The organism is Enterobacter sp. SECR19-1250 (assembly GCF_013391025.1).
Lineage (GTDB): Bacteria > Pseudomonadota > Gammaproteobacteria > Enterobacterales > Enterobacteriaceae > Enterobacter > Enterobacter cloacae.
In genome coordinates this window covers 47,267-57,159 of sequence record NZ_JACASJ010000021.1, presented here as the reverse complement: position 1 = coordinate 57,159, position 9,893 = coordinate 47,267, and the positions used below count along the sequence as shown (strand labels likewise).

The following is a 9,893-nucleotide window of genomic DNA, read 5'->3' as shown; positions in this document are numbered from 1 at the left end:
GCTGGTTGATATTGGCTTTCAGCTTGTTCTGTTGTGAAACAGGTAGAGCGTCAGCCCCTTCAATCTGGTTAAACACCAGTCCAACCTCAAGAGGCCAAACGCGCGATTCGTTTAACGCTTTGTCCTTTGATTCCTGCGTTTCACGGACATGGGCGCGGATCCCCCGGATATTTGACCATTTGGCTTTATCCAGGCTTTCCAATGTCGCTATGAATTCACTGTGGTTGATGCCGTATTCTTTCGCAGATTCAACGGCAACCGTGCGAAGCCGCTCTGACATGTCTTGTTTCACGTCATCGCTATCAAAGGGTAATGTGTCCAGCCAGGCATTAACACCCACCAGAATGCTCTCGCTGATCAGCTTTCTCGCTCTGTCGATCGTCAGCGGTGAAACATTGGTAAATTCAGGGTTTTCCAGAGAGTCGGCAGACCAGGTATGACCAAACTTTGACTCGCTGAAGGTGTACTCATCTTTCTCGCCGAACGCTGCGACAACACAGGCCCATGCCTCTACACCACTTGCCTCCAGAATGGCTTTTTGGGTTAATGGCAATTCAGCCTCTGATTTCTCAGGCACTACCTCAGCGACCAGATCAGGCGCCGCATCAGTTTGCGTTCTTCCCACTGCAAATTGGGCCAGCGACATCGAAGCGCGGCCTTTGGCCTCCAGATCGGTGCGGTTGATGTAACTGAAACGCTCTCCCCGCCATGTTTTGTCGAAGACCACGATAGCGCCAGCAAAAAATGCGCTGGTGGGCTGCTGCTTTTCGTCTTTCGGCACGAACCATGTAGGAAGATCGAAACCAATTCGGCCACGGATGAATGTGACGTGATCTGCCTCTTCCGGCCACCACGTCTCACTCGTCGCAGACTTAATGAGAAAAACGTACCGACCACCCTTTTCTCGCATTGCCATAGCGTGGTTAATGATGTGTGTCATTCCGGTGATCGCCTGCTTTTCGTGGTACTGAGAGCGGCTGTATGGCGGGTTAGCAAACGCGGCGCCACCGAGTTCTGCCAGACGCTCAGACCAATCCTGCGTCAGCGCGTTATCTTCGGCCGTATACCAGGCAGGGCATTTTGCATTGCTGTCGTCTGCGAACAGATCCAGAACCAACGGGCCAAATATCGAATTTATGCCCCAAAACAGTAGATCTGGTGTACGCCACTGATCCCCAACCTCTTTCAATTCGTGCGCTGGTTTTGCGCGGAGTTCAGCCAATGCACGGCAATATTTGTTATCAGTATTCATGCTCATTGTTTCGCTCCCCTAAAGCCAGTTGGAATGGCTTTGTCCGGCCCACCAAATTTCATCGGATCATGTTTCTTTTCACCCCAACTTTCACGCGGAGGGCGGCCTTTCTTGTCCCAGCGGATCCCGCTTTGCAGGTAGCCTTCAAACTTTTTCGGCCCAAACAGCGTTTCAGGTCGCATGTACTGGTATTGCTCGTCGTTGCCGTTCCAGTGCTCATGCTTCAGGTCGATAACCAGCTTCAGGTCACTGACGGTATACCCCTCCCGCAGCCGGGCTCGGATATTCTCCAGAGAGGTCTTTGATTTCTGGTACCGGGAGCCACTAACCTGGTTTAAGTGGGTTAACACCAGAATGGCGTTATCGGTGATCACAACCTCAGGGTCGGGTTGCGGCGCAACCGGACAATAAGGTTTTTTATCTGATGGATCAGTAGTTGATTTTACTGACGGATCCCCGCCAGATTCTGACGGGTCAAACACCGCCGAATTACCGGATTTTGACGCCTCAAATTTTGAGGGGTCAAAATCTGATGCGTCAGAATTTGAGGTGTCAGATTCTGACAGGTGAGAAAGAGCAGCAGCCTGAAGTTTCACGACATTCAGTTGGTAGACGTTCGAGGCATTGCGGTTGCCCTGGCGACGCTGTTTGCGTGTTAGCCAACCTTCTTTTTCAAGCTTCGCTATCGCCGTCCTGACAGTACTTTCCCCTGCTCCAATCTGGCGGGCAATTGTCGCTATAGACGGCCAGCACACCCCCTCATCGCTGCTGAAATCAGCCAGTCGCGCCATAATGACCACGCTGGAAAGCTTCATTCCAGCGGCAGCACAACCATCCCAGACGTAGGAGGATAATTTCACACTCACTTGTCGATCCTCCTGAATCGGGCACGGAAAATAAGTAACGGTGCCGCGCACTCCCATTCATAACCCGGGCGGCGGTAGATGACTCGCTGGGTATCTGGCTCGTATCTGATAACGTTGACGACGATGCCGTGGTGATCGCGGTAATGTCGATCGAGAATTTGATGATTGCAGCTCATATCACCCTCCCATCAGCTCTGAGGCGTAGCGCTGGGCAATCCACTCAACACCACGAGGTGTGACACGTGTCTGGGTGTAGGCATGGCCGAAGTCAGAAGTGCCCGTTTTGACAGTGAATAGTCCTTCGCGCTGGCGAAGTGCATGTGGCAGGAGATTGCCGGACTGACGGAACAGCACCTTGTCTCGCAGGAGAGCGTCGATCATTGCCTTTTCCGGCATATTGAGGATTTTCGCCGTTTCGCGGAGACTTTTAGCACCGCCGGCTTCAACGTAATGTTCGACGAATGCGACTTTCGGCGCGTCTTGCTGCACTTTATTCATCAGTTCGGCATTCTGCTCAGCCATATCAGCAGCCAGGCGCAGCGCTTCCGGCAGAGTCTGAGGTAGCGGTGCACCACCCTCTTCAAGCTCACGCAGTCGGCGGATTATTCTCATGCGCAGCGCGGCACTGTAACCTGTGATAAGGCATTCAGTGTGCTCGCGGTCAAGGCGATACTCACGGTACTGCTGACCATTCTGGGGGTGTGTCCAAAGTTGGATATACCCCTCGGGGCGCTCGCCGAGCTGTTTAAACATCGTCTCGATATCCCGGCACACGTGGCCATGCTGCTTATCTGTAAGTTCTGCAATTTCCCGGCTTCCCATGGTCAATGGGCCAGAACTGAATACTGACAGTGACGCTGGCGCGTCGAAGCGGTTCATTTGCTGTACCATGCAGCAGCCCTCCGGTTGAATACCCCCACAATGAGAGCCGCGCGACTGTGGTTACATGCAACCCAGCGCCCTGCTACCATTCGCTCATACCTGAACAACGGGGCGTCCGGGAGCGGAAATGACCGAAGTTGCGGTAAACGAGGAATTGCTGTTAAATTGCTCATGCGGATTTCTCCATACACATAGATTTATCTGCCACGACGCCCGGAGCTGCACACTCGCGGGCGTCACTCTTTTCTGGTGCGCAAAACACCCGGAAAAGCAGCGTCAAATGTTCCTGCCACTTCGTCATAACCTGATAGCTGTTCTCCTCTATCTGTGCCCGTTCAGTCGCATCGATGATGCCGTCTGCTGTCGCTCTACGGATGTAATGCGAGTGCTTGCCGATCCACTCAATGGATTCCATTAAGCGCTGGTGAATATCACCGTTATCAATCTCTTCCACTTCTGCCAGCGGCACGAATACACCGTGCGAATGCCGTGCTACTGCGTCAGCGATATGGTTTGATCCACCAGCACTCTGCAGCACCATCGCCCACCCAAGTGGGAAAATCTGATCCCCTTCAGTACGCAGGCGGTTGAACAATGCGTTTTCAGTGACTCCCAGCCATTCCGCCGCTTCGCCATATCCACCAGGAAGCTCAGTGATGGTCTTTTTGATAGCGGCCACCAGCCAGGATGGTTGCTTATCGACTTTCCATTCAGGTTCTATACCCACGGTTAACCCCTTACTTCTGTGGTACTAAAACTGGAATACCCTGTTACTGTTTCGGATAAATATCCGGTCGAAGATCTGATTTGGTGATAGCCCGAGCAGTGGCTGACTCCAACTTCTTAGCCAAGGAGAAACCAGCTTTTTTGTACCCGTTGAACACCAAACGCAGGTAGCCAGGGGTAGAACCAACACTACCTGCCAGCTTGCTCTGCTGCTCTTTGGTTAAAGAGTCCCAATACTCTTTCATAATATGTACCTCCTGTGTACATATTACACGAATAAAATGAACCATCAAGGTACTTGTACCTTTCCGGTACAAGCTGTGTAATTTCAGAATGAAAACTATCCAAGAGATACGGCGCTTAAACGCCAGAAAATTGCGAGATGGTGTTGGTGGAAATTCGTATTTTGCCAACATGATTGATCGCGAACCGACCCAAACGAGCAGGTTTATGGGGGAAGGTGCTACCAAAAATATTGGTGACGCAATGGCACGCCATATCGAAAAGTGTTTCGATCTCCCGCAAGGATGGCTAGATAAGGAACATCAAACTACTAATGTTGCAAAAAATCCTGATGTTTCCGACACTAATAGAAATATTACTATGGTTCCGGTTATATCCTGGGTGCAGGCAGGAGCATGGACCGAAGTTGGCTATGCTGAGGTAGATTTGAATAGTACAGAGACTTACCCTTGCCCTGTTCCTTGTGGCCCGATGACATATATTCTCAGAGTTATCGGCGATTCCATGATCTCGGAATATCGCCCTGGGGATATGATTTTTGTTGATCCAGAGATTGCAGCCGTTCATGGCGATGACGTGATCGCTTTGATGCATGAGACGGGAGAAACAACCTTCAAGCGTCTAATTGAGGATGGGGGTCAAAAGTTTCTTAAGGCTCTAAATCCGAACTGGCCAGAGCCTTACGTCAAAATCAATGGTAACTGCTCAATAATAGGTACCGTGATATTTTCCGGAAAACCAAGAAGATATAGAACAAAACCTTAATGGTTTCCTAATGAACCTGCTTCGGCAGGTTTTTTTATACTTGACAATGTACCCTTGCGGTACATATTGTACCAATAAGAAACAGCGAACTGGCAGGACGACCACGAAGTAGCCGCCCGGGACAGATGAAGACCGGGATGATTCGCCAGTGTGAAGTGGAGAACGCCAATGGATAAGAAGTTAGAAGCGCTTTACGAAAAGATTGCGCGTCTGGAGCTGGCAGCCAAACGAGGGTTGCAGATCAACGAAGAGATTAAGCCTCATTTGACACAAGGCCAGGTGATCTCCGTTGAATACTGCAACGCGACGTTAAAGCACTGTGCTCTTTTTCGTCGGTGGATTAACGAGTGCCTCGGATCATGAGAATTTTTGTTGTTGGGGATATTCAGATTAACCGCATCCTTGTTGTTGGGGAATAGCAGGATCCACCGAGCCTGATGTGGTGAAAAGACAGGAGCACAACATGAAAGCGCACTCCATCAGCTATCGGTTGTGGATGACAGGTAAGCAAAGAGGCGGAGTGCGCTTCCAGTTGTGGTAATGCGGCTCTGCGCACGTGACGAGGCCAATAAGTTTATTTCAACTTTGAAATGAATACGTTTCTTAAGGTGTAGCGTCGCCGGTTCTGGCCGGGCCGGCAGGTGGAGGCACCACCGCCACAACATATGAATTGCTGTGTGTAGTCTTTGCGGTACCAGTACCAACCTTAGAAGTCCCTGGTACCGCCCTTTTTACACAACAGACAAGGGCATCACCGGGTGACGGGCTCATAACCCAATCCACCCGGGCGCGAGGAAAGTGGCCTGTCTACCCATGATAATCGCGCAGGTGTCCTTCTCTGTTGTGTATGGAGTAGTTTCACTGGCGGTTGCAGCCGCCTTTCATGAGGGTAAAACCATGAGTAATGACCGCATGACCGTAGTGCCCGACTTTCTGGGCGAGCTGGATGCCGGCGTGTTCATGAACAAAATCGCAGCGGCGCTCAACACCACCGCTCTCGGCGTTCTGAATAACGGCAATAAAGGCAAAGTAGTCCTCACCTTTGATTTTGAGCGTATGGGTAATTCCGTTGAAGAGAAGCGCGTCAAGATCAAGCACAAGCTGAACTACAGCACCCCGACCCCGCGCGGTAAAGCCTCCGAAGAAGACACCACCGAAACACCGATGTGGGTCAATAAAGGCGGCAAGCTAACCATCCTCCAAGAGGATCAGGGTCAGCTGTTCAGCATCAACGGCGGCACTGACGGAAAGCTTAAAGCGGCTCAGTGAACCGCCTCGACCAATTCACTGTAACCACTTCGATCATTTGTTAATAAGGATTTTTTTATGCCTCAGTTAGACAGCGGTACCTTTCAGCAGGTCAAAGACCTGGTTTTATCCGGCTATCATCTGAATGATATCCATGGTCTGGCTTGCCCGACTGCATTGCTTCCGAACGGCACAAACGTCGAAAGCCTTGAACGCTTCTCTTTGGAGCGCTTCCGCTTCCGTGGCGCCATGGGCACAACCAGCATTGAAGACTTTGTGCGTTACTCAAAGGGATACGCCAGCGCAACCGAGAAAGCTCGCTGCTTTATCGATGCTGACAATATGACTGCCCGTTCCATCTTCAATATCGGCACGCTGGATAATCCTGGTCATGCGGACAACATTGCTTCGATCAGCCTGAAACAAACCGCTCCGTTCCGCGCACTTCTGCAGATCAACGGCCAGCGACTGAAACAGAAGCAGATCGCTGAATGGTTGGAAGACTGGAGCGATTACCTTTTGGCGTTCGATGCGGAAGGCGGGGCCATGCAAATTTCCCAGGCTGCTCAGGCGGTCCGTCGTATCACTATCCAGCAGGCAACGCAGCAGGATCACGAAGACGGTGATTTCAGCGGTAAAAAATCCCTCATGCAGAGCGTTGAAGCCAGTAGCAAAGACGTTATGCCTGTGGCGTTTGAATTTAAATGCGTACCGTATGAAGGTCTTGGTGAACGCCGTTTCAGCCTGCGTAACAGCTTACTGACAAACGATGAACCATGTTTTGTTCTGCGCATTGTCCAGCTTGAAGCGCAGGAAGAAGCTATTGCCAATGAGTTCCGTGATCTGCTGATCGAGAAATTCGACGGCGACACAGTTGAAACCTTCATCGGTAACTTTAAAGCGTAATTGCTCAGCCTTAATAACCCCGGCAACGGGGTTATTAGTGAAGCGTAATTCCTTTAAATATCGCCATCCGGCGAGGGATTCGTACAACCAAAAATCGCCGCAGGTGCAGCTGCAAAAAATGGAGAAGATTCGATTATGAGTTATATACAAACGCTTTCCGGCAAAAAGTTTAATTTCATTAACCCAACTGCAGCCGACGTTGATATTGAAGATATCGCAAACGCTCTGTCCAACATTTGTCGCTTTGCTGGCCATCTTCCAGAGTTCTACAGCGTTGCCCAGCATTCTGTCTTAGCGAGCCAAATTGTACCGCCTGAATTCGCATTTGAAGCCCTGATGCATGATGCGGCTGAAGCGTATTGCCAGGATGTACCTGCACCGCTTAAAGCCCTGCTTCCTGACTACCGCCGTATTGAAGCCCGCGTTGATGGTCTGATTCGTACTGTGTTTGGATTACCGGCAGATATGTCCCCTGTTGTGAAGTATGCGGACCTCACAATGTTAGCGACCGAACGCCGCGATCTGGAAATTGACGACGGAACCGAATGGCCTTGCCTTAAAGGGATCCCCACCAGCGATATTATTCAGATCATTCCACTTCGCCCTGGTCAGGCCTACGGACTGTTCATGACCCGCTTTAACGAACTGATGGAGCTGCGCGCATGCAACAACATATGAAAGTAAAAGAATTAGTCACAGCGGCACACATAGCAGCGTCAGACCTTCCACCAGCAGAGGCACAGTTAATGCGTGAAGTCGCCACCAGACTGGATGTGACCTTTGTTGCCCTAACTGAAGCTCTGGATCAGCGCGTCACCCTTATGGCAGAGAACGAAATTTTACGCGGGGAGAAATCGCAATGAACGAACAAACTAAAGTTAAACACCTCCATTTCTACGGTGCCAGCGACGATTTGCTGGAATGCGAAGGCGCGATCCGCGAGGAGATTGGTTGCTACAACTCTCCAGGCATCTATCACCTCAAATCCGCCGAGGGTGAAATTCAGGTGGTCGGTTATTACCTCGACAGCGGGCTGTGGAGCATCGGCATCAGTCAGGTTGCCGAAGATACGCTGCTGCCAGCGTGGCCCGTCTCTTACGCCATGCATGAGCGTGGTTATAGTGTCCAGCTCACCATCTCAGTGCCGGACGACACCATTCTGGTTTTGTCAGAGGAAGATGAATGAGCATTACCCTGCATAACGCCGACTGCTTCGATATTTTTCCCACGATTGCCAGCGGTTCCGTAGACATGGTGTGTGCGGATATTCCCTACGGTACCACGCAGTGCTGCTGGGATTCGGTGCTTGACCTCAAGGTGATGTGGCATGAACTGTACCGCATCGCCAAACCGTCGGCGGCAATTGTCCTGTTTTCGGCTCAACCGTTTACCGCTGTGCTGGTCGGCAGCAACCTGGCGGACTGGCGATCCGAGTGGATTTGGGAAAAAGGCAATGCCACCGGCTTCCTTAATGCCAAAAAACAGCCGTTGCGCGCCCATGAAAATATCGAGGTGTTTTATCGTCGCCAGCCGACATACAACCCGCAGTTTACCCATGGCCATGCGCGCAGAACATCGAAGCGCAAAACCGTCAATTCGGAGTGCTACGGCAAAGCGCTGACGCTGACTAAGTATGACTCAACCAGCCGGTACCCACGCGATGTGCAGTTTTTCTCGAGTGACAAGCAAATCGGTAATTTCCATCCAACCAAGAAGCCGCTGGCACTGGTTCAGTACCTGATCGAGACCTACAGCAACCCCGGCGATACGGTGCTGGATTTCACAATGGGAAGCGGTACCGCAGGAGTAGCCTGCCTGCGTATCGGGCGCTGCTTTATTGGCATTGAGAAAGACACCTCAATATTTCAGGTCGCGCGTCATCGTATAGGGATTAAGCAGGAGCATGCAGCATGAAGATCCGCTGTTTTTTCAAACTTCATAAATGGGTGCTGTTCAAGAAAGAGCTTCACCCATATCAATCCCTTAACGGGCTGCAGCCAACTATTATTTTCCACTATGGGTGTAATGGCTGCGGCAAGACCAGAACAGAGACCCGTGAAGAGGGTTACTGGCATTCTTTTAAACCATCAGATTTGGAGCACATGTAATGAACCACCTTATGATAGACCTCGAAACCATGGGCAATAAGCCTACTGCGCCAATTGTCGCGATCGGCGCTGTGTTTTTCGACCCGAAAAACGGCGAGCTGGGCGCCGAGTTCTATGTGGCCGTCAACCTCGCCAGCGCCATGGATCAGGGGGCTACACCTGATGGTGATACCATCCTGTGGTGGCTAAAGCAATCCGCAGAGGCACGCGCTGCGATTTGTACCGACGATACAAGAAGCATCACCTTTGCTCTCTCCGAGTTGAGCTCATTTATCAGTCGTAACTCTGACAACCCACGTTATCTGAAAGTCTGGGGCAATGGTGCTAACTTCGACAACGTGATTTTGCGCTCAGCCTATGAACGCGCCGGCCAAACTTGCCCATGGCAATTCTGGAACGACAGCGACGTGCGAACCATGGTACTGCTTGGCAAAGAACTCGGTTTCGACCCAAAGCGCAATATGCCATTTGATGGTGTAGCCCACAACGCACTAGCCGATGCCCGCCACCAGGCGAAATATGTTTCGGCAATCTGGCAGCGCCTGCTGCCCACCAGCACCGAAGAATAAACCTAAACGCCCGGGTGCAGCCGGGCTATGGAGAATCCATGAATACTCTTTTTTTTCTTATGGCTGAGTTCAACACCCCAAACATTGAACTTTCAGTGGTATGCCAGAAGTATTTCGGCATGAGCCCGGCGACTGCAGAGGCAAAAGCCAATGCATGTCTGTTGCCTATCCCAACCTATCGCGTGGGAACCTCTCAGAAAGCAAAGCGCTGTATCAATATTCAGGATCTTGCTGAGTATATCGACAAGAGAAGGGAAGAAGGACGAGTTGAGTGGGAGAGAGTTAGAACAGATAAACCGAAAAATAGTTAAAATGGAAAAGATAACAA

At 51.0% G+C, this 9,893-nt stretch carries 16 protein-coding genes; 10 read left to right on the top strand and 6 right to left on the bottom strand.

The window, feature by feature from the left end; all coding sequences use genetic code 11:
- The 6 genes from HX884_RS08110 to HX884_RS08085 form a co-directional block, all read right to left on the bottom strand.
- A partial coding sequence (locus HX884_RS08110; protein ID WP_375138598.1) for a phage N-6-adenine-methyltransferase occupies nucleotides 1-1,258 on the bottom strand: 1,258 nt, incomplete at its 3' end.
- Entirely contained in the window at nucleotides 1,255-2,118 is an 864-nt protein-coding gene (locus tag HX884_RS08105; RefSeq protein ID WP_047715957.1) for a conserved phage C-terminal domain-containing protein, read from the bottom strand. The genes HX884_RS08110 and HX884_RS08105, both read right to left, overlap by 4 nt.
- Nucleotides 2,115-2,294, bottom strand: a complete 180-nt coding sequence (locus tag HX884_RS08100) for a DUF4222 domain-containing protein (RefSeq protein WP_047715956.1) — start codon at nucleotides 2,292-2,294, stop codon at nucleotides 2,115-2,117. Before HX884_RS08100 ends, HX884_RS08105 begins: the two co-directional genes overlap by 4 nt.
- A gap of 1 nt (nucleotide 2,295) precedes the next feature.
- Nucleotides 2,296-2,997: a phage regulatory protein/antirepressor Ant gene (locus HX884_RS08095; protein WP_230203876.1), complete on the bottom strand. Its 702-nt coding sequence runs from the start codon at nucleotides 2,995-2,997 to the stop codon at nucleotides 2,296-2,298.
- A gap of 172 nt (nucleotides 2,998-3,169) precedes the next feature.
- Nucleotides 3,170-3,727, bottom strand: a complete 558-nt coding sequence (locus HX884_RS08090; protein ID WP_032634277.1) for a YmfL family putative regulatory protein — start codon at nucleotides 3,725-3,727, stop codon at nucleotides 3,170-3,172.
- Between the two features lie 43 nt (nucleotides 3,728-3,770).
- A complete protein-coding gene (locus HX884_RS08085; RefSeq protein WP_032634276.1) occupies nucleotides 3,771-3,971 on the bottom strand; it encodes a YdaS family helix-turn-helix protein in 201 nt (66 codons plus the stop codon).
- Between the two features lie 88 nt (nucleotides 3,972-4,059).
- Between HX884_RS08085 and HX884_RS08080 the strand changes: the two genes are divergently transcribed.
- From HX884_RS08080 to HX884_RS08035, 10 genes are all read left to right on the top strand, one after another.
- A complete protein-coding gene (locus tag HX884_RS08080; protein ID WP_032634275.1) occupies nucleotides 4,060-4,734 on the top strand; it encodes a LexA family transcriptional regulator in 675 nt (224 codons plus the stop codon).
- 168 nt (nucleotides 4,735-4,902) lie between these two features.
- Entirely contained in the window at nucleotides 4,903-5,097 is a 195-nt protein-coding gene (locus HX884_RS08075) for a hypothetical protein (protein ID WP_058687610.1), read from the top strand.
- A 534-nt stretch (nucleotides 5,098-5,631) separates the two neighbouring features.
- Nucleotides 5,632-6,003 carry a hypothetical protein gene (locus tag HX884_RS08070; RefSeq protein ID WP_032634314.1) on the top strand — a complete coding sequence of 124 codons (372 nt, stop codon included), beginning with the start codon at nucleotides 5,632-5,634 and terminating at the stop codon, nucleotides 6,001-6,003.
- 57 nt (nucleotides 6,004-6,060) lie between these two features.
- A complete protein-coding gene (locus HX884_RS08065) occupies nucleotides 6,061-6,888 on the top strand; it encodes a YfdQ family protein (protein ID WP_058687609.1) in 828 nt (275 codons plus the stop codon).
- A gap of 135 nt (nucleotides 6,889-7,023) precedes the next feature.
- Complete coding sequence (locus tag HX884_RS08060) at nucleotides 7,024-7,566, top strand: hypothetical protein (protein ID WP_032620628.1); 543 nt, start codon at nucleotides 7,024-7,026, stop codon at nucleotides 7,564-7,566.
- Nucleotides 7,551-7,751: a hypothetical protein gene (locus tag HX884_RS08055; protein ID WP_032620630.1), complete on the top strand. Its 201-nt coding sequence runs from the start codon at nucleotides 7,551-7,553 to the stop codon at nucleotides 7,749-7,751. The genes HX884_RS08060 and HX884_RS08055 overlap by 16 nt, the downstream gene beginning before the upstream one ends.
- Entirely contained in the window at nucleotides 7,748-8,074 is a 327-nt protein-coding gene (locus HX884_RS08050; protein WP_032620631.1) for a hypothetical protein, read from the top strand. Before HX884_RS08055 ends, HX884_RS08050 begins: the two co-directional genes overlap by 4 nt.
- Nucleotides 8,071-8,802: a site-specific DNA-methyltransferase gene (locus tag HX884_RS08045; protein WP_032620632.1), complete on the top strand. Its 732-nt coding sequence runs from the start codon at nucleotides 8,071-8,073 to the stop codon at nucleotides 8,800-8,802. The genes HX884_RS08050 and HX884_RS08045 overlap by 4 nt, the downstream gene beginning before the upstream one ends.
- 193 nt (nucleotides 8,803-8,995) lie before the next feature.
- Nucleotides 8,996-9,565: a 3'-5' exonuclease gene (locus HX884_RS08040; protein ID WP_032620634.1), complete on the top strand. Its 570-nt coding sequence runs from the start codon at nucleotides 8,996-8,998 to the stop codon at nucleotides 9,563-9,565.
- Between the two features lie 38 nt (nucleotides 9,566-9,603).
- Nucleotides 9,604-9,876 carry a pyocin activator PrtN family protein gene (locus HX884_RS08035; RefSeq protein WP_032620635.1) on the top strand — a complete coding sequence of 91 codons (273 nt, stop codon included), beginning with the start codon at nucleotides 9,604-9,606 and terminating at the stop codon, nucleotides 9,874-9,876.
- Nucleotides 9,877-9,893: the final 17 nt, after the last annotated feature.

What these genes read in the sequence shown, in the direction of transcription:
- HX884_RS08050 (WP_032620631.1), top strand. Translation starts at nt 7,748, where the DNA reads ATGAACGAACAAACTAAAGTTAAACACCTCCATTTCTACGGTGCCAGC.
- HX884_RS08040 (WP_032620634.1), top strand. Translation starts at nt 8,996, where the DNA reads ATGAACCACCTTATGATAGACCTCGAAACCATGGGCAATAAGCCTACT.
- HX884_RS08075 (WP_058687610.1), top strand. Translation starts at nt 4,903, where the DNA reads ATGGATAAGAAGTTAGAAGCGCTTTACGAAAAGATTGCGCGTCTGGAG.
- HX884_RS08100 (WP_047715956.1), bottom strand. Translation starts at nt 2,294, where the DNA reads ATGAGCTGCAATCATCAAATTCTCGATCGACATTACCGCGATCACCAC.
- HX884_RS08055 (WP_032620630.1), top strand. Translation starts at nt 7,551, where the DNA reads ATGCAACAACATATGAAAGTAAAAGAATTAGTCACAGCGGCACACATA.
- HX884_RS08065 (WP_058687609.1), top strand. Translation starts at nt 6,061, where the DNA reads ATGCCTCAGTTAGACAGCGGTACCTTTCAGCAGGTCAAAGACCTGGTT.
- HX884_RS08045 (WP_032620632.1), top strand. Translation starts at nt 8,071, where the DNA reads ATGAGCATTACCCTGCATAACGCCGACTGCTTCGATATTTTTCCCACG.
- HX884_RS08070 (WP_032634314.1), top strand. Translation starts at nt 5,632, where the DNA reads ATGAGTAATGACCGCATGACCGTAGTGCCCGACTTTCTGGGCGAGCTG.
- HX884_RS08035 (WP_032620635.1), top strand. Translation starts at nt 9,604, where the DNA reads ATGAATACTCTTTTTTTTCTTATGGCTGAGTTCAACACCCCAAACATT.
- HX884_RS08085 (WP_032634276.1), bottom strand. Translation starts at nt 3,971, where the DNA reads ATGAAAGAGTATTGGGACTCTTTAACCAAAGAGCAGCAGAGCAAGCTG.
- HX884_RS08060 (WP_032620628.1), top strand. Translation starts at nt 7,024, where the DNA reads ATGAGTTATATACAAACGCTTTCCGGCAAAAAGTTTAATTTCATTAAC.
- HX884_RS08080 (WP_032634275.1), top strand. Translation starts at nt 4,060, where the DNA reads ATGAAAACTATCCAAGAGATACGGCGCTTAAACGCCAGAAAATTGCGA.
- HX884_RS08095 (WP_230203876.1), bottom strand. Translation starts at nt 2,997, where the DNA reads ATGAACCGCTTCGACGCGCCAGCGTCACTGTCAGTATTCAGTTCTGGC.